This window comes from Gordonia sp. NPDC127522, assembly GCF_042672305.1.
In the GTDB taxonomy this organism is placed as follows: Bacteria; Actinomycetota; Actinomycetes; order Mycobacteriales; family Mycobacteriaceae; genus Gordonia; species Gordonia hongkongensis.
On the sequence record NZ_JBHXVK010000018.1, the window covers coordinates 60,673 to 78,693 of the forward strand.

Below are 18,021 nucleotides of genomic sequence, written 5' to 3' on the forward strand. Positions count from 1 at the left end.
CGCAGTCGCGTGGACGGGCCTGTGTAGCCGCGCCAGAGCGGCGGGTCCGGCGCCCGCCTACGAACCGATGGTCACCTGCTCGAAGGTCAGTCGTTCCGGTGCTTCGCGGCCGGCGAAGACCTGCCGGTTCGGGAAGCCGCCCGTCCAGAAGTCGTACAGGTACGAGACCAGACCGCCGCGGTGGTAGTCGCAGACCATGACGCCGTCGGTGACCAGGACCGGCCACCCGTCGGGGTCGTCGCCCGTCCGGTGCCAATATCCCGAGTCGCCGTCGGTGGAACGTCCCCACCCGAACAACGAATCGCCGGACAGGTCGACGGCCGTGTCGGTGCCGTCGTCATGCGCCCACGTCACGATGCTCAAGTCCTCGAGAAGCGGCTCGAGGTCGGCCACCGCGTGGCGCCCCGCCTCCTCGATCGACGCGTCGGGCCAGGGGAGTCCGGTCCACACGAGGAAGTCGTCGCAGAAGACTCCCGGTCCGTACGTGTCGGCGAGTTGTTTGTAGTCGGTCGGTAACCGGAAGCCGAGCCGGTGCTCGGTCTGCGCCCAGGCGACTGTCGCCGGGCGCGCCGCCGGTGGTGGGATCAGCGCGATCAGATCATCGATGGTGTGCTTCGGCATGGTGGTCACCTCACGTTCGGGATGATCTCGAAATGAGCGATTCCGCCCCGCACGCCGAACGCGCCGACGGCGATGTCGGTCGGCGGACGGTGGTATCCGTTCCCATAGATCGGGGTCACACTGTAGTGGACGGCTTCGCCCCTGGCGACGACACGAGCGATCCGGTTCTCGAGGACGCGCATGCGGGTGTTGGCGGTATTGCTCAACGCGACGATGTTCCGGGCGTCGCCGCCGAGCCCACCGAGCCGGTTGGCGAGCAGGTGTCCGCGTTCCAGTCCCGGCCGGTACCCCGGCGGAGTGACCGAGCGCGTACTCGGAGTGCCGGTCCGCAGCATGTTCGGAGTGATGGCTGCGTTCATACCGGTCGCCGCGCGACCCTGCATCCGCGTCAGGTTGACTTCGCCACCGTCGCGGAATCGGGTGGTACGCGTGAGGGTCGTCCGGTCTGTACGGTCGCTCGCGATCTTTCCGTTGTACGGGTAGCGCTGTGGCGCTGGGTAACCCGGCGTCGGATTGGTGACCGACGGCGGCGGGGTGCCTGGCCGCTGCGGCGGTGGGGGAGGGCTCGGCCGGTGTGGACCGCCCGAGCCCGGGCCCATTCCCTGCAGGTGTATGCGGCACCCGTTGGCCCAGGCGACGAGGGCCGCACGTTCGGTGTTCAGTCGATTGGCCTCGGCCTGGTAGGCGGTGGCCTGTAGTTGCTGCTCCGGAATCCGGAACTGCCTCGGCTTGGAGTTGTGCGCCGCGATGCGGGCGTTCAGTGACCGGGCCTCGGCATTTCCCTGCGCGATGTCGCGGTCACTGCATCCGGTCGGTACGGCATTCGCCGCATGGACCGGCGTGACAAGTGCGACGACGAGAACGAGAGCGATCATCGCCCCACGCATCAATATCTTTCATCTGTTCCCCCGACGGGTCGTCCTGACAGGTCTCGATGGGCCGTAACGGACTCGGAAGGTCCCGAGAGTCGTTCGGTACCACCGGCAGTCATGTAACCGTGGAGATCGGAGCGGTGTCCACGTACGAATTCGGCTGAACGGCCATGCGTTTGATCGACGCGGATCGGGTCGGAGAACTTGGACGCGCCGCCGGAAGTGGCACCCGAAACGGCGAAAATGCCCGGTCGGAAGGTGCCCCCAGTCGGACTCGAACCGACACTGTGCCGATTTTAAGTCGGCTGCCTCTGCCAATTGGGCTATGGGGGCGTGGGGTCCGCTCGACGACGGTCCCCACGGTGAGCATAGTCAGCCGCGGCAGCGTGTCCGAATTCGTCCGGCGCTGCCACCGACAGACGTCAACTCGACCGCCGGACCTCGATCGAGGTCTGGCAGTCGAGTCGACGTCCGGGAGTCAGCCGTCCTTGACCGGCCCAGTCGCCGGGGCCATCATGGGGCATGGACGCGGCAGCGGTGACCGGGGCACGCAATTGGGAGGCCGTCCGAGAACGGCATCCCGTCATCGTCGAGCGCCTCGAGGCGGGTCTGACCCAGGGCGATCCGCTCGCCGACGCGGTGATCGTCGAGGCCAGAGAACGCGGGATCTCCTTCTCCACACTGGTCGCGCTCTTGGAAGAGCACACCTCCGCCGAGGCGGAGACCGATGTCGATCACCTCGAGATGCCCGCCTCGATGACGCATCTGTTGCAGGTCGCGAGCACTCCACCTCCGTGGTTCGACCCGGCCTGGGCGGAAGCCGGCGCCCGCGCCTGGTGGCGGTTCGGGACGTTGCAGTCGTCGACGCTGTATCAATCGCTGATCTACGGATTCAAGGCGCAGGGGTTCGTCCGTCCGCTGGTGGCCACCGGCCGGCTGGGATCGGGGACACGTGATCGGGTCGAGTCGACGGCCCGCTGGGTCGCCGAGGCGACCACGCCCGGATCCATGCTCCCGGGCCGTCCCGGTTGGGTTGCGACGCTTCGTATTCGGCTGCTACACGCCTACATCCGCGACGTCCTGCGGCACCCGCCCGGTGGCGATCCGACGGACGACGCCGGGGGCTGGGACGAAGGGGAGTGGGGCGCACCCATCAACCAGACGTATGCCGTGATGACCATCTCGTGCGGCTTCTTGGCTCTCCCTCTCGTCGTCGCACGGGATTTCGGGATCCACTACAGCAGTGCGGAATGTGAGGCGATCACACATCTGTGGCGCTGGATCGGCTGGGTCATCGGGGTCGATGACGACCTGCTGCCGACGAGCTACGAGTCGTCTAGCGAATTGTTCCGTATAGCAGGCGAATTCGAGCTGCAGCCCGACGATTCGTCGAAGGTGCTGATCAAGGCGCTGCTTCGCGAGGGGTACGACCTTCCGCGCGTCGTGCACGGGGCCGCTCCGATTCCGGTGCCGGGGCTGCTGGTCTCCGCGGTGGATACGATCACCAGACCCCTGCTCATGTCGTCGTTCTCGGCCATCAGCACCAGATGGGTCGAGCGCCCGGTCGCCCGGCGGATGGGTCTGCGCCGGACGCCGTTGCACCATCTCGTCGACGTCGCACGGCCCGCCGTCAGGCTGCGCGAGATCGCGCGCGCGACCGGACTGCTCGGATCGGAGTCGACGGTGATCGAGCGCGAACTGCGAACGGTCCGACGCGGACTCGGCATGCCGCACGTCCCCGAATCGTCCTTGACCGCCTAGATTACTGCTGATAACTTAACGCCGTAAAGTCGACCGACGCGACAGGGGTCCGCATGCTGGTCAGATTGACACGGTTGGTCATATCCATGCCCAAACGAGTGCTGCTGGGCGCACTCATCCTGCTGGTGGTGTCCGGCGCGTACGGCGCCACCGCGGCCGAACATCTGCTGGCCGGAGGGTACAGCGATCCGAACTCGGGGTCGGCGTGGGCGGAGAGAACGCTCGACGAGACGTTCAACCGCGGCGGGGTCCAGGTCGTGGTCAAGCTGGACGGTCCCGACGGAGTCGACATCTCCCGCGACCCGACGGCACGGGCGGTCGGTGAGGACATCGTCGCCGACCTGAATCGCAATCAGTACGTGCAGGACCAGATCCTCTCGGTGTGGGCCAATCCGGCGCTCGACTCCGCGCTCGTCAGTCGCGACCGGACGTCGACGCTGATCATCGCCTCGCTCGACGGCGGCGAGGATGCGGCGCCGGGCCACGCCGAGGAGATCGCCGAGGCCCTGGCCGGTGACCGCGACGGGATCACCGTGCAGGTCGGCGGTCAAGGAATGGTCTTTGCACAGGTCAACGACCAGACCGCGTCCGATCTCCTCGTGGCCGAGGCCATCGCGATCCCGATCACGTTCATCGTGTTGATCTTCATCTTCGGCGGACTGCTCGCGGCGGCCGTCCCGGTCGGCATCGGCATCGTCTCGATCATCCTCACCTTCGCGCTGCTCCGGGCGATCGGATCGGTCACCGACGTCTCGGTGTTCGCGCTCAACCTCACCACCGCACTGGGTCTCGCGCTCGCGATCGACTACACGCTGCTGATCCTGACGCGCTACCGGGAAGAGGTCGGACACGGTCTGAGCCGGCCCGACGCGATCGTCCGGACCCTGGCCACGGCCGGGCGGACGGTCGCCTTCTCCGCGGTGACCGTCGCCCTGTCGCTCAGCGCTCTCGTGCTGTTCCCGCAGTACTTCCTGCGCAGCTTCGCCTTCGCGGGTCTCGGCGTCGTGGTCGTGGCCGCGGTGGCGGCACTCGTCCTCACGCCGGCGGTGCTCATGCTCCTCGGTGATCGCATCGACGCGTTCGACGCCCGGAAGCCTCTCCGGCGCCTGCTGCGACTGCCGCCGGCGCGGCCCGTCGAACCCGAGGACACCTGGTGGTACCGGCTCGTTCAGTGGGTGCTCCGCCACGCCCTGCCGGTCGCCGCGGTCGTCACGGTCTTCCTGCTGGTACTCGGTGCGCCGTTCCTGTCGATGAAGCTGGGGTTCCCCGACGACCGGGTGTTGCCGGAGTCGGCGAGCGCCCACGCGATCCAGCAGGAGATCCGGGACGACTACGAGGACGACCTATCCGCAGCGGTCACCGTCGTCGTGCGGGGGCCGGTGGACGATGCGACCCTGGCCGACTACACCCGCGCCCTGTCGACGGTCGGAGACGTCAACTCCGCGGGGTCGTCGGCCGGGACGTTCGTCCGGGGTGCGCCGGCCGCGCCCGGCAGCCCGGACGACACCCGGGGCGACGTACACGTCCTGCAGGTGTCGACCGACCGTGACCCGATGAGCGAGTCGGGGATCGCCCAGCTCGACGAGCTGCGGGCGGTGCCGCCGCCGGCGGGAGCGGAGACCCTGTTCAGCGGGCTCGCCGCCGCCACCGACGACACCGTCGGGTCGATCTACGCGCATCTGCCCTGGGTGCTCGGCCTCGTCGCGATCGCGACGTTCGTGCTGCTGTTCCTGTTCACCGGGAGCGTCGTGCTGCCGCTGAAGGCGCTCGTCCTCAACATCCTGTCGCTGTCGGCGACGTTCGGCGCGATGGTCTGGTTCTTCCAGGAAGGGCACCTCGGAGGTTTGGGGACCACCGCCACGGGCACGCTCAGTGCGACCATGCCGGTGCTGCTGTTCTGCGTGGCATTCGGCCTGTCGATGGACTACGAGGTGTTCCTGTTGGGACGGATTCGTGAGGAGTGGTTGCGATCGGACCGGACGCGCGCGGCCAGCGACCATGCCGTGGCCCTGGGCTTGGCCCGAACCGGCCGGGTCATCACAGCGGCAGCCCTGCTGATGAGCATCGTCTTCGCCGCCATCGCGGCGTCGGAGGTCTCGTTCATGCGGATGTTCGGGGTCGGTCTCACCCTGGCCGTCCTCATGGACGCGACGATCATCCGCATGTTCCTCGTCCCCGCCTTCATGCGTCTGGCCGGGCGGGCGAACTGGTGGGCGCCGGGTCCGCTGCGACGGCTACACGATCGGATCGGATTGTCCGAGGAGGCCCCGGAGGTCGGGCGTCCCGAGAAAGCGGCGCCGGACACCGCGCCGACGAGGGTCTGACACCGAATACGTCATGACGACGGACGAACGGCGGCGGGACAGGTGCAGGAGTGCAGTGACGACACGTAGACGAGCGAGATCACCGCGCGGGTCCGGCGAGAACCTCGCGGAGGAGATCATCGAGGCGGCCGGCGAGCTGCTGGTGGAGAACGGTGACGACACCGCGATGTCGATCCGCGCGGTCGCCAACCGCGTGGGGGTCACACCGCCGTCGATCTACCTGCACTTCGCCGACAAGGAAGCCCTGCTCGACGCCGTGTGCGCCCGCTACTTCGAGCGTCTCGACGACGAGATGGCCGCCGCGTCGGAGGGAGTCGACGACGCCTTCCGGCGGGCACTCGACCAGGGGATGGCCTACGTACGCTTCGCCGTCGCCACCCCGGTGCTCTACCGGGTGGCGTTCGGCAAGCCCACCTCCGCGGGGCATCCGTCGAAGGTCGACGAGGTGCTCGCCGCCAGTGCGTACTCCCGGTTCGCCGGAACCGTCACCGAGCTGGCCGACGAAGGGGTGTTCGATCACGCCGAGATCGCCGACATCGTTCTCGAGTTCTGGGCCGCCGCCCACGGGATCGCGTCGCTGATGCTCGCCAAACCGGGTCTCGCCTGGGGGGACGACTTCGCGCGTGCGGAAGCCATGCTCACCGCCATGTGCCTGGGCCGGGCCTCGCTCGCAACCGACGGCGGCATCGATCAGACCGCAGTGGGCCGCCGGTTGAGATCGCTGCGCGACCGGGTGAACTGACCCGGTGGCGGGTGTCTGACGACAGAAGGGTCAAGAGTCGGTAAAGTCGACGTCGACTCGGTCGTTGCGAGTTCCCGTCAGGGAACTCTCAGAAACGGCCCGACGTTGAGACGGCAGACATCCGTACCGATGAAGGAGCGCTTCGTGCGAGAAAGCAGCAATCCGGTGATGCGCGGCGTGGTCCGCGACAATCAATCCGGATACGCGGGTTTCGGGGCCGGCATGGCCGGCGCCGGCGCCGCGGCCAACCAGTTCGGTCAGGCCACTGACCCCTACACCCAGCCGGCACCGCCGGCCACTCGTCAGCTCACGATCGACGACGTCGTCACCAAGACCGCGATCACCCTCGGAGTGCTGACGCTGGCCGCGGTCGCCACGTACTTCGCGATCAGCAGCCGCGCGACCGAGGCCGCCCAGGCAGCACTCGCCACGCCGTTGATGCTGGTCGGCGCCATCGCCGGTCTCGTCCTCGTTCTCGTGGCGAGCTTCGGGCGCAAGCAGGACAACCCGGCCATCGTGCTGGCCTACGCCGCGTTCGAGGGCCTCTTCGTCGGCGCCATCTCGTTCGTGTTCGCGAACTGGGCGGTCGCTGGCGACACCTCGGCCGGTGCGCTGATCGGACAGGCAGTCCTCGGCACCTTCGGTGTGTTCTTCGGCATGCTGTTCGTGTACAAGGTCGGCGCCATCCGCGTGACGCCGCGCTTCACCCGCATGCTGTTCGCCGGCATGATCGGCGTCCTGGTCCTGATGCTCGGCAACCTGGTCATCGGTCTGTTCACCGGTGAGGCCGGAGTCCTGCGCGACGGTGGCCCGATCGCCATCATCTTCTCGCTGGTCTGCATCGCCCTCGCCGCGTTCAGCTTCCTGCTGGACTTCGACGCCGCGGATCGCCTGATCCGCGCGGGCGCACCCGACCGGGCCGCCTGGGGCGTGGCACTCGGCCTGACCGTCACCCTGGTCTGGCTGTACGTCGAGATCCTGCGTCTGCTGACCTACTTCAACTCCGACTAGTCGGTCATGTGACAGTGGCCCCGCACCTCGGCAGGTGCGGGGCCACTGTCGTATTCAGGATCATCGTCGTGTCAGGGTCGGTTGGCGACAAAGTGTGCCACCCGGGTGCGTTTGCGGGAACAACCCCATCACCGCGGTTCTACCGTGCGGACATGGTGTTCTTTCTGATCCAGCTGGCGCTGATGATCATCGGCGCCGTCGTGCACATACTGGTGGACCGGTCGATGCGACGACGCACCGCCGGCCGCGCAGCCGAACTCGTGCTGCTCTGGATACTCGTCCCCGGCGGCGCATTCGGCATCCTCGCCGGGGTCGGCCACGTCGGCCCGAACGCCCCCGAGATCGCCGAGGGCATCGGGCCGGACTTCATCCCGTCCATGTTCCAGTGGGAGCTGGGGTGGAACGACATCGCCGTGGGCGTGCTCGGCGTGCTCTGCTACCGGGTGCGCAATCGTGGCGGATGGCTCGACGCCGCCGTGTGGGCACTGGCGATCAGCTACGGGGGAGACCTCGCCGGCCACATCTCGCAGTACTACATCCACGACAACACCGCGACGAACAACGTCTGGGCGATCCCCGCCGAGATCTACATCGTCGGTGCCGTCGTCATCGCCTGGTTCGTGTACCGACGAACGACCCCCCGCAGCGTCGCGGTCCGGGGACCGAACGCGGCGAGGGGCGTCGACGAGACGGAGACGGCCTCGGTCAGCTGAGGCGCTCCAGCACTGATCAGCTGAGGCGCTCCAGCACTGATCAGCTGAGGCGCTCCAGCACCATGGCCATGCCCTGACCGCCGCCCACGCACATCGACTCGATGCCGAAGGTCTTGTCGCGGGTCTGCAGGTTGTTGAGCAGGGTGGTCGTGATGCGGGCGCCGGTCATCCCGAACGGGTGACCCAGGGCGATCGCGCCACCCGACACGTTGAGCTTGTCGTGGTCGATGCCGAGATCACGGGCCGAACCGAGGACCTGCACGGCGAAGGCCTCGTTGATCTCGACGAGGTCGATGTCCGACAGCGACATCCCCGAGACCCGCAGCACCTTGCGGATCGCCTCGATCGGACCGAGTCCCATGATCTCCGGCGACAGGCCGGTGGCCGCGGTGGCGACAACGCGCGCCAGCGGGGTGAGGCCCAGTTCCTTCGCCTTGGTGTCGCTCATGATGACCAGCGCCGCGGCGCCGTCGTTGAGCGGGCATGCGTTACCCGCGGTGATCGTGCCGTCCGGACGGAAGACCGGCTTCAGCTGCGAGATCTTCTCGTAGGTCGTGCCCGCACGCGGACCGTCGTCGGTGGTGACGAGCGAGCCGTCGGGCAGGGTGACCGGGTCGATCTCTCGCTCGAAGAAACCGGACTTGATGGCTTCCTCGGCGCGGTTCTGGCTCAGTACGCCCCACTTGTCCTGGTCCTCGCGGGAGATGCCGGTGAACGAGGCGACGTTCTCGGCGGTCTGCCCCATCGCGATGTACACGTCCGGGATGACCCCGTCCTTGCGCGGATCGTGCCAGATGCCGGCGTCACCGGCGGCCGCCTTCTCCGTGCGGGCCATCGCGTCGTCGAACAGCGGGTTCTTGGAGTTGGGTGCGCCGTCGGCGCCGCCGGAGATGCCGAAGCTCGACACGCTCTCGACACCACCGGAGATGAGGACGTCGGCCTCGCCGGCCTTGATGGCATGCAGCGCCATCCGGGTGGTCTGCAACGACGACGAGCAGTAGCGGTTCACCGTGACGCCGGGGATGTGGTCATGACCCAGCTCGACCGCGATGACCCGGGCGATGTTGTAACCGCCCTGTCCGCCGGGTTGGCCGATGCCCCAGTGGATGTCCTCGATCAGTGCCGGGTCGAGCTCCGGCACCTTGGCGAGCGCGGCTTCGACCATCTGACGCGACAGTTCGTCGGGTCGGATGTCTTTGAGGGATCCCTTGGCGGCGCGGCCGATCGGGGAACGGGCGTGGGCGACGATGACGGCTTCAGGCATACCTCGAAACTACCGCACCAAGCATCTGCTTGGTCGGGAGGTCGGTCAGCCGGGCTCGTGGCTGCTCACCGGTGTGTCAGACGTCTCCTGAGACGTGTGACGAACCGTGTTTCTTCGACGGCTTCGGACACCTTGGGTGGTTCGGGCAGCGGCGTCGGACCCCACTCGCCGATCGAGGCGAGCACCTCGGGCACCAGGATGTCGGCGGCGAGCTCATACCCCGCGGCCGACGGGTGGAATCGATCGGGCGACAGCATGTGCTCGGGGCGCGCGAGGAACTCCTCGGTCAGCAGGTCGGCCAGTGGGACCGGCCGCCCCCCGGCGGCCCGGACCGCCGATCGCTGCGCGGCTGCCAGCGTGAGTCCCCAGCGTCGCAACACCATTCGTAGGGGCTGGGGGATCGCGGTCACCACGCCGAAATCCGGGCAGGTGCCGACGACGACCTTCGCGCCCTCGTCGACGAGGGCGCGGACCGCCTCCCCGAGCCGGCGCGCCGACGGGAGCGGACTGTTGCGAGCGGTGACGTCGTTGGCGCCGACGAGGATGACGGCCACGTCGGGTCGCTCGTGATGGACGAACATGGCCTCGATCTGGGCCGCGAGCCCCTTCGACGTCGCGCCGACGATGGCCTTGTTGGCGTAGCGGACCACCCGATCGGTCTCCGCGGCCACGCGGCGGGCGATCTGAACTCCCGGCGTCTCGTCCGCGGTCTCGGCACCCAGTCCGGCCGCCGTCGAGTCCCCGAACACTACGAGATACAGGTCGTACACGGTGTCCCGGGTGAAACGTGCGCTGGTGCCGTCGGGGCGGTACACGCCGTCGCCGTCCGGGGCGTTGTCGGTACGGTGCGGGATCACCACGCGGGCCTCGGCGGCCTGACTGTTCAACAGGTTGTAGGCGGCCCATCCGGCGCCGGCCGCGCCCGCGGTCGCGGCCGCTGTCGCGCCGACGTCGCGCACGATCCTGGCGGGGACGATTCCTCGACGACTCGAACCGGACACGAGTGCCAGTTTAGGCGTTCAGCGGGATCTGCTGACCGGGGCAGCGGCCGGGTGTCGCTGTTCGCGGCGGCTCTGGGACCATGGACGCATGCGTATCGCCAATCACGTCGTCGACCTGGTGGGCAACACCCCGCTGGTCAAGCTGAACTCGGTGACCTCACCCGGATCGGGCCTGGTCGCCGCCAAGGTCGAGTACCTCAATCCCGGTGGCAGCAGCAAGGACCGCATCGCCGTGCGGATGATCGACGCCGCGGAGGCCTCGGGTGAGCTGAAGCCGGGCGGGACCATCGTGGAACCGACGTCGGGCAACACCGGCGTCGGCCTGGCGCTCGTCGCCCAGCAGCGTGGCTACAAGTGCGTGTTCGTCTGCCCGGACAAGGTCGGTGAGGACAAGCGCAACGTCCTGCGCGCCTACGGTGCCGAGGTCGTGGTCTGCCCGACCGCGGTGGAGCCGTCCCACCCGGACAGCTACTACAGCGTCTCCGACCGCCTGGTCACCGAGATCGACGGTGCGTGGAAGCCCAACCAGTACGCGAACCCGGCCGGTCCGCAGAGTCACTACGAGACCACCGGTCCCGAGATCTGGGCCGACACCGACGGCAAGGTGACGCACTTCGTGGCCGGCGTCGGCACCGGCGGCACCATCACCGGTACCGGCCGGTACCTCAAGGAGGTGTCCGGCGGCTCGGTGAAGATCGTCGGCGTCGACCCCGAGGGGTCGGTGTACTCGGGCGGGACCGGGCGCCCCTACCTCGTCGAGGGTGTCGGGGAGGACTTCTGGCCGTCGGCTTACGACCCGGACATCCCCGACGAGATCATCGCCGTGTCCGACGCCGACTCGTTCGACATGACCCGGCGTCTCGCCCGCGAGGAAGGGCTGCTCGTCGGCGGCTCGTGCGGGATGGCGGTGGTCGCGGCCCTGCAGGTCGCCGAGCGTGAGGGGCCCGACGCCGTCGTCGTCGTACTGCTGCCCGACGGTGGCCGCGGCTACATGGCGAAGATCTTCAACGATCAGTGGATGAGCAGCTACGGCTTCCTGCGGACGCCGCTGGACGCCAACACCAAGGAGTCCCTCGTCGGAGATGTGTTGCGCGGCAAGACCGGCGCCCTGCCCGACCTCGTGCACACCCACCCGCAGGAGACCCTGCGCGACGCGATCGAGATCCTGCGTGAGTACGGCGTCTCGCAGATGCCGGTCGTCGGCGCCGAACCGCCGGTGATGGCCGGCGAGGTCGCTGGTGCGGTCACCGAGCGCGACCTGCTCAGCGCGGTCTTCGAAGGTCGTGCCAGCCTCGCCGACCCGGTGTCGGCACACATGGGGGAGCCGTTCCCGCTCATCGGTTCCGGCGAACCGGTGTCGGCGGCCACCAAGGCGCTCGGCGACTGCGACGCGCTGATGGTGGTCGAGGACGGCAAGCCCATCGGCGTGATCACGCGCCACGACCTGCTCGCCTTCGTGTCGAGCCACCCGATCGTCGGATAGGAGCATCACCGTGAGTGAACGACGCAGTGCCGCGGATTCGGTTCGCTGGCAAGGCTTCTCGACCCGCGCCATCCACGCCGGGTACGAGCCGGATCCGCAGACCGGAGCAGTGAACGTCCCGATCTACGCCAGTTCGACCTTCGCCCAGGACGGCGTCGGCGGACTGCGCGACGGCTTCGAGTACGCGCGCACCGGAAACCCGACCCGACGCGCCCTCGAAGCCAATCTCGCTGCGCTCGAGAGCGGCACGTACGGACGGGCTTTCGCTTCCGGCATGGCCGCCACCGACTGTGTTCTGCGCTCGACGCTGCGGCCGGGCGATCATCTGGTGATCCCCAACGACGCCTACGGCGGGACCTTCCGGCTCATCGACAAGGTGTTCAGCCAGTGGGGCATCACCTACTCGGTGGCCCCGGTGTCCGACGTCGCCGCGGTGCGCGACGCCATCCGGCCGGAGACCAAGCTGGTCTGGACCGAGACGCCGACCAACCCGCTGCTCAACGTCGGCGACATCGAGACCCTCGCCGCCGTCGCGCACGAGGCCGGCGCGAAGCTCGTCGTCGACAACACCTTCGCCTCGCCGTACCTGCAGCAGCCGCTCGTCCTGGGCGCCGACGTGGTGCTCCACTCCACGACCAAGTACCTGGGCGGGCACTCGGATGTCGTCGGCGGCGCACTGGTCACCGACAGCGAGGAGCTCGACGAGGCGTTCGCGTTCCTGCAGAACGGCGCCGGGGCGGTCCCCGGACCGTTCGACGGGTTCCTCACCCTGCGCGGCATCAAGACCCTCGGCGTCCGGATGGACCGGCACTGCGACAACGCGGAAAAGGTCGTCGACTACCTGAGCGGCCACGACAAGATCGACGCCGTCCTGTACCCGGGTCTGGCGAACCATCCTGGCCACGAGGTCGCGGGCAAGCAGATGAAGCGCTACGGCGGCATGGTGTCGGTGCTGGTCAAGGGCGGGCTCGACGCCGCCAAGGAGTTCTGCGCCCGCACCGAGGTGTTCACGCTCGCCGAATCACTTGGCGGCATCGAGTCGCTGATCGAACACCCCGGTGCGATGACGCACGCCTCGACCGCCGGATCGCTCCTCGAGGTCCCCGCCAACCTCGTCCGGCTCTCGGTCGGTATCGAGGACATCGACGACCTCCTCGGGGACCTGGAGAACGCGCTGCGCTGAGGAGTCGGGGTCGCCGTCAGACCCGCGCCTCGAGGAGCAGGTTCGACGCAGTGGTCGCCGCGACACGCGCCGAGGTCAGACCGGCCGCCCGGAAGGTGTCGAGCAGTCGAGTGGGGCCGGCCTGGGCGCCCAGCGAGGTCGTGCCGTCGGCGATGCTGTGCGGCACGCAGAGGTATGAGCTACCCGAATAGAACAGCAGCGCAACGGGATTGGTCAGATTCTCGGCCAGTGTGTCGTGCGCCAGCGGTTCGACGGCGATCACCTGACCGCCGGGACGCAGTGACGACCGTGCGTGTGCGAGCGCACCCACCGGATCGCCGAAGTCGTGCAGGGCGTCGAAGATCATGATCGCGTCGTGGTCGCCGGCGTACGACTGGGCCGTCGCCACCTCGAAGCGGACCCGGTCGTCGACCCCGGCCGCCTGGGCGGCTGCGGTGGCGCGCCGGACGGACTCCTCGTGGCTGTCCACGCCGACGAACGTGGAGTTCGGGAAGGCCTCGGCGAGCAGGATCGTGGGGACCCCGTACCCGCACCCGACGTCGAGAACGCGGATGCCGTCGGTGAGGCGCTGTCCGAGGCCGTCGATCGCCGGAACCCACTCGCTGAGCAACGACGCCCGGTAGATCGTGCCGTAGAACCGTTCGACGCCGGAGAACAGGCGGGAATCGTGCGCGTGCCAGGGCACGCCGTCGCCGGTCGCGTACGCATGCGCGAGCTGGTCGACCGAGGACCATACCGCGGCGGCGACCTCGAAGCCGGCCACGATCGCCGCCGGACTGTTGTCCTCGGCGAGCACCATCGCGTGCTCGGCGGGGAACACGAACACCTCTGGGCCATTCGCGGCGTCATCACCGGCGTCGCGGAGCAGGACGTATCCGGCCGCGGCCTGCACGCACAACCATTCGTGCACATACCGTTCGGCGAGTCCCGAGCGTTCGGCGAGCTCGGCGCTCGTCGCCGAACCGAGTTGCGCCAGCGCCCGCCACAGTCCGAGGCGGTCGCCCAGGTAGGTGCTGATCGAGTGGTAGGCATGGGTGAGATCGGCGCTCACCTGGCCGGCGAAGGCCTCGACCCGAGCGAAGTCGATCGCGGTGTCGGAACCGGCGGCGTGTGTGGTGGTCATGGGATGAACCTCTCGTGTGCGATGTCGTAACCACGCCGGGCGGCGTGTGCACCGAGCGTGCGCCGGGGTCCTGTCGCGGCGCTGTCATGACCGGACCGTGGCCCGCTGGGCGGTGAGCCGATGGTGACAGCCCCGTGACAGCGGGCTCAGAGACCGTCGACGCATGAGAACAACACAGATCAGCGACCTGGGCACCGTGATGTCCGTCTGGGCTCACCCCGATGACGAGACCTACCTCGCCGGCGGCGTGATGGCCGCCGTCCGCGACGCGGGTGGGCGCGTGGTGTGCGTGACCGCGAGCCGCGGGGAAGCGGCCGACGAGAATGCCACCGCCGCAGAGCGTTCGGAGCTCGCCCTGGTCCGGACCGGCGAACTCGAGAAGGCATTCATCGAGCTCGGCGTTCAGGAGCACCACTGGTTGGACCTACCCGATGGTTCACTGGCGGCGATCGACGAAAGCGGGCCGGTCGGACGCATCGCCACCCTCCTCGACGACGTGTCACCCGACACCGTCCTGACCTTCGGTCCCGACGGCGTGACCGGGCACCCCGACCACCGCACCGTCAATCGGTGGGTCCGCCTCGCCGTCGACCGTTCGTCGACCTGCCCGCGAATCCTCCACCCGGTGGGCACCGGGCGGGGGATCGAGTTCGACCTCGCCCGTGAGTTCGACATGTGGGCGCTGGGCGGGCCGCGCCAGTGTCCGGAGGAGATGGTCGCGTTGCGAATCGATCTCGACGGGGCCGAACTGGACCGTAAGGTGCGAGCCCTGCTGGCTCAGCGCTCGCAGACCGCGGACCTGGCCGCGGCGATCGGCCTCGAGCGATATCGAACATGGGTGTCGGTGGAGACCTACGCTCATCCTGCATAGGCCGTCGGAAAACAGAGAGCGACGATCGGGATGGTGGTGCGCGGAACCGAAGACGGGCACGTGCGGCCCGCAGTCGAGGTCGGCCTGCTGGGTGCGCTGAGGCTGCGGGTCGACGGTGTCGAGGTCGCGGTTCCCGGGGAACGACGACGCGCCCTGCTCGCGCTGTTGACCGTCGCGGGCCGGTACGGCATGGGTACCGGGCGGCTCGTCGACGCTCTCTGGGGCGACGACCTGCCGCGGGAACCGATTGCCGCACTGCACAATCTGGTGTCCCGGCTGCGACGCCATCTCGGCCGACACGGCGATCTGCTGGAACGACGCCCCGACGGCTACCGGCTCCGGGTGTCCGTCGTCGACGTGATGATCGTGCGCGACCTGCTCGCATCCGCCGCCGACACGCCCGATCCCGCCGAGCGTCTCCGTCTGACCGTCCGGGCCCGCGAACTCTGGCGCGGCGAGCCGCTCGGCGAGTTCGCCGGCATCCCCGACCTGGACACCGAACGCGTTGCGTTGGAGGACCTCCACAACCGGCTCGCCGACACCCACGTCGAAGCGCTGGTGGAGTGCCGCGACCCGAGCGCGACCGCGACGGCGAGGGCCGGTGTCGCGTCCGCGCCGTTGCGCGAGAGTTCGGCACGACTGCTCATCCGCGCACTCGCCGCCGACGGGCGTGTCGGCGACGCGATGGCGGTCGCGATGGAGTTCCGCGACCGGTTGCGTGAGCGGACGGGTCTCGATCCGAGTCCGGCCCTCGCGTCGCTCGAGCAGCGCGTGGCGGCGGGCTCCGAATACGGGCCGGCCGAGACACATCACGGGTCCGGGGTGTCCTCGCGGCGTCGACCTGCTCCGCCGGCCGGGCCTCTGGTGGGGCGGGAGCGAGAACGCGCCGAGATCATCCGGCTGTTGTCGGCGCATCGGGTCGTGACCCTGACCGGTCCGGGCGGCGTCGGCAAGACCAGTCTCGCGCTCGACGTCGCCGCCGACCCCGCGGTGTTCCCCGGGTACGCCGTTGTCGTCGTCAACCTCGCCGCGGTCGCGCGAGCCGACCGCGTCCTCCCGTCGGTGGTGTCCACCCTGGGTCTCGAGGTCGGGGTGGGTGCTTCCGTGGACGCGATCGCGCGCGCCGTCGACGGGTCGCTCCTGCTCGTCCTCGACAACTGCGAACATGTGTTGTCGTCCTGTCGCGAAGTGATCGCGGCGATCGTCGAACTGGCTCCCGCAGTGCGGATCCTGGCCACCTCCAGAGTCGTGCTCTCACTCCCCGCCGAGTACGTCCTGCGTTTGCAGCCCTTGACCTTTCCCACTCGCATCGTCGACGTCGACGTCGACGCGGTCGCCCGGCAGCCTGCGGTGCGCGCGTTCGTCGAGCACGCGCTGCGACGCAATCCGGACTTCGCGGTGTCGAGTCGTGAGCTCGCGGATCTCGTCGACGTCGTGCGCCGTGTCGACGGGCTCCCGCTCGGCATCGAACTGGCGGCGCGTCAGGCCGCCGTGATGCCGATGTCGGCAGTGGCCCGAATGCTCGATGGTGCACTCGATCTCGCGACGGGAACCGGACCCGACGACCAACGGCGGCTGACGCTCCGCAGCAGCATCGACATGTCGTTTCGACGGCTGACCGTGGTCGATCAAGCCGTACTCGCCGCCCTCGCACCGTTTCCCGGCGGTGTGTCGCTGCGCACGTTCGAATCCGTCGCGCGGAGCGTGGACGCGGAGGTCATCGGCGCAGGGGGCATCGGCGTGCGAGGTGACGGCGGGCTGGATCCGGTGGAGACCCTGCACCGTCTGATCGACAGCTCGTTGCTCGTCGCCGACGCGTCGGGCGGCAGATACCGTCTCCTGCATCTCATCCGGACCCATCTGCTCGATCACCTCGACCGTGCGGGCGTGCTCGCCGCGGCCGAGGACCGGTTCCTCGACGAATGTGTCGCAACGGTGCGGGACATCGGCGACGAGTGGCTCGGCGTCGCGGAGTTCGAGGCGAATGAACGTCTCCATGCCGAGATGGACAACCTGCGGTCGGCGCGGGACCTGGCCCTGGCGCGCGGACGCGTCGACGTACTCGTGGCGATCACGACATCGCTGTCGCTGGTCAGCACATGGCGCAACCTCACCGAATTGTGGACGTGGGCTATCGAATCGGCGCGTTCGGTGTGGCTCGATGGTCATCCCGATCGCGCCGAGATGCTGTCCGCGGCGGCCGAGGCCGCGCGGCTCGTCGGCGAGTTCGACCTCGCCGTCGACTTCGCGACCGCTGCCCTACGTCCCAATGCCACCGGGACGCCACCGGATCCGGATGCGCCCGCGTTGGTCGGTGCGCGGGCGGCCAGGGCGGCGGTCGCGCACTTCCGCGGCGACTTCGCGGTGGCGGTACGGGAATGGACCCGCTGCGGCACCCACCCGTCCCTGGGGTCGGCGTTTCTCGCGTCTGCGGCGCTCGCCGCGTCGTACGCCGGGGACTCGAGCGAGGCTGCCCGGCTGTTGGCCGAGGCCCGGTCGACGCTGGACCCGTCGGCGGGGCCGTCGCAGCACGCCTTCCTCGACTACGTCCACGGCGAGCTGCTGTCTCCGCACGACCCGTCCAGCGCGCTCGCCCTCTACGAACGCGCCCACGAACGTGCCGCCGGCGTCGGGGCGACGTTCATCGTCGGGGTCGCTCGTGTCGGCGCAGCGGCGTGTCTCGTCCGCGTCGGCGACGTACCGCGTGCCGCCCAGGCCTACGTCGTCCTGCTCGGGGCATGGCGCGACAGCGGTCAGCCGACGCAGCTGTGGACCACGGCGCGCGACGCCGCCGCACTGCTGCGCGCCCGGGGCCGGATCGACGTTGCCGACCTGCTCGTCGAGTGTGCCGATCTCGACCCCGCGGCGGCCGTCGACACACGCAGAGGTGCCGCGGACCATGCGGACGGGGACATGGTGCACACCGACAACATGGTGCACGCCGACACCGCAGCCGTGCTCGACCGGGCGATGCGCGAACTCCGGGAGATCGGGGAGTCGACGTCACCGGACGACCGCGGGAGCTCGACGGCGCGATGACGTCTCCTCTGGT

Annotated in this window: 14 protein-coding genes and 1 tRNA gene; 9 read left to right on the forward strand and 6 right to left on the reverse strand. The window is 69.0% G+C overall.

The window, feature by feature from the left end:
* Window positions 1-57: 57 nt before the first annotated feature.
* The 3 genes from ACFVHY_RS20775 to ACFVHY_RS20785 form a co-directional block, all read right to left on the reverse strand.
* The gene (locus tag ACFVHY_RS20775; protein WP_390275192.1) at window positions 58-621 is read right to left on the reverse strand and encodes a hypothetical protein; all 564 of its coding nucleotides are present in this window, start codon (window positions 619-621) and stop codon (window positions 58-60) included.
* A 5-nt stretch (window positions 622-626) separates the two neighbouring features.
* Complete coding sequence (locus ACFVHY_RS20780) at window positions 627-1,496, reverse strand: DNA/RNA non-specific endonuclease (protein ID WP_390275194.1); 870 nt, start codon at window positions 1,494-1,496, stop codon at window positions 627-629.
* A gap of 256 nt (window positions 1,497-1,752) precedes the next feature.
* Window positions 1,753-1,826: transfer RNA gene (locus ACFVHY_RS20785), tRNA-Leu, on the reverse strand.
* A 189-nt stretch (window positions 1,827-2,015) separates the two neighbouring features.
* Here ACFVHY_RS20785 and ACFVHY_RS20790 point away from each other — a divergent pair.
* The 5 genes from ACFVHY_RS20790 to ACFVHY_RS20810 all read left to right on the forward strand — a co-directional run bounded on the left by ACFVHY_RS20790 (window position 2,016) and on the right by ACFVHY_RS20810 (window position 8,044).
* Window positions 2,016-3,254, forward strand: a complete 1,239-nt coding sequence (locus ACFVHY_RS20790) for an oxygenase MpaB family protein (RefSeq protein WP_390275196.1) — start codon at window positions 2,016-2,018, stop codon at window positions 3,252-3,254.
* A gap of 53 nt (window positions 3,255-3,307) precedes the next feature.
* Window positions 3,308-5,578: an MMPL family transporter gene (locus tag ACFVHY_RS20795; protein ID WP_390275198.1), complete on the forward strand. Its 2,271-nt coding sequence runs from the start codon at window positions 3,308-3,310 to the stop codon at window positions 5,576-5,578.
* A gap of 55 nt (window positions 5,579-5,633) precedes the next feature.
* Window positions 5,634-6,320, forward strand: a complete 687-nt coding sequence (locus ACFVHY_RS20800; RefSeq protein WP_390275199.1) for a TetR/AcrR family transcriptional regulator — start codon at window positions 5,634-5,636, stop codon at window positions 6,318-6,320.
* Window positions 6,321-6,464: 144 nt separating this feature from the next.
* Window positions 6,465-7,331, forward strand: coding sequence for a Bax inhibitor-1/YccA family protein (locus ACFVHY_RS20805; protein ID WP_390275200.1), 867 nt, complete (start codon window positions 6,465-6,467; stop codon window positions 7,329-7,331).
* A gap of 152 nt (window positions 7,332-7,483) precedes the next feature.
* On the forward strand, window positions 7,484-8,044 hold the full coding sequence (locus ACFVHY_RS20810; protein WP_390275201.1) for a DUF6790 family protein: 561 nt from the start codon (window positions 7,484-7,486) through the stop codon (window positions 8,042-8,044).
* Between the two features lie 40 nt (window positions 8,045-8,084).
* Here the strand turns inward: ACFVHY_RS20810 and ACFVHY_RS20815 are convergent, their stop codons facing one another.
* Together ACFVHY_RS20815 and ACFVHY_RS20820 are read right to left on the reverse strand one after the other, a co-directional pair.
* Window positions 8,085-9,308 carry an acetyl-CoA C-acetyltransferase gene (locus tag ACFVHY_RS20815; protein ID WP_055474902.1) on the reverse strand — a complete coding sequence of 408 codons (1,224 nt, stop codon included), beginning with the start codon at window positions 9,306-9,308 and terminating at the stop codon, window positions 8,085-8,087.
* A gap of 65 nt (window positions 9,309-9,373) precedes the next feature.
* Window positions 9,374-10,309, reverse strand: coding sequence for an SGNH/GDSL hydrolase family protein (locus tag ACFVHY_RS20820; protein WP_390275202.1), 936 nt, complete (start codon window positions 10,307-10,309; stop codon window positions 9,374-9,376).
* 88 nt (window positions 10,310-10,397) lie between these two features.
* On the opposite strand from ACFVHY_RS20820, the gene ACFVHY_RS20825 reads away from it, so the two are divergent.
* Both ACFVHY_RS20825 and ACFVHY_RS20830 read left to right on the forward strand, forming a co-directional pair.
* On the forward strand, window positions 10,398-11,792 hold the full coding sequence (locus ACFVHY_RS20825; RefSeq protein WP_055474900.1) for a cystathionine beta-synthase: 1,395 nt from the start codon (window positions 10,398-10,400) through the stop codon (window positions 11,790-11,792).
* Between the two features lie 10 nt (window positions 11,793-11,802).
* On the forward strand, window positions 11,803-12,975 hold the full coding sequence (locus ACFVHY_RS20830) for a cystathionine gamma-synthase (RefSeq protein ID WP_390275203.1): 1,173 nt from the start codon (window positions 11,803-11,805) through the stop codon (window positions 12,973-12,975).
* A gap of 16 nt (window positions 12,976-12,991) precedes the next feature.
* On the opposite strand, the gene ACFVHY_RS20835 is transcribed toward ACFVHY_RS20830, so the two are convergent.
* Window positions 12,992-14,098: a class I SAM-dependent methyltransferase gene (locus ACFVHY_RS20835; RefSeq protein WP_390275204.1), complete on the reverse strand. Its 1,107-nt coding sequence runs from the start codon at window positions 14,096-14,098 to the stop codon at window positions 12,992-12,994.
* Between the two features lie 163 nt (window positions 14,099-14,261).
* On the opposite strand from ACFVHY_RS20835, the gene ACFVHY_RS20840 reads away from it, so the two are divergent.
* Complete coding sequence (locus ACFVHY_RS20840) at window positions 14,262-14,969, forward strand: PIG-L deacetylase family protein (protein ID WP_390275205.1); 708 nt, start codon at window positions 14,262-14,264, stop codon at window positions 14,967-14,969.
* A 30-nt stretch (window positions 14,970-14,999) separates the two neighbouring features.
* Window positions 15,000-18,008 (forward strand): BTAD domain-containing putative transcriptional regulator, encoded by a 3,009-nt coding sequence (locus ACFVHY_RS20845; protein ID WP_390275206.1) that lies wholly within the window; start codon window positions 15,000-15,002, stop codon window positions 18,006-18,008.
* Window positions 18,009-18,021 lie beyond the last annotated feature (13 nt).